Annotated in this window: 1 protein-coding gene; it reads right to left on the reverse strand. The window is 43.5% G+C overall.

The features are described 5' to 3' along the window. The coding region (locus ACLJNW_RS25985) for a LemA family protein (RefSeq protein WP_410961476.1) at positions 1–262 on the reverse strand (262 nt) is incomplete at both ends.

Consider the following 262-nt stretch of genomic DNA (forward strand, 5'->3'; position numbering starts at 1 on the left):
TTTCCGTTCCTTCAATTTGTGTTTGGAAATCCTGGAATGCCTTCGTCGTTTTCAAATCAGGATAACTCTCAGCTACTGCCATCAATCTGCTGAATGATCCTTGCAATTGAGCCTGCGCAGCCTGGTAACGTGCCAAACTTGTAGAATCATTGACATTCACCTGTACTGATGTTGCCCTACTCCTCGCATCGATCACTTCCTTTAACGTTGACTTCTCGAAATTGGCAGAGCCCTCAATAGTTTTGATCACACTATTGTACAA

The sequence above is a fragment of the Salmonella sp. SAL4457 genome, from assembly GCF_046548235.1.
Classification (GTDB): domain Bacteria; phylum Pseudomonadota; class Gammaproteobacteria; order Enterobacterales; family Enterobacteriaceae; genus Salmonella; species Salmonella enterica.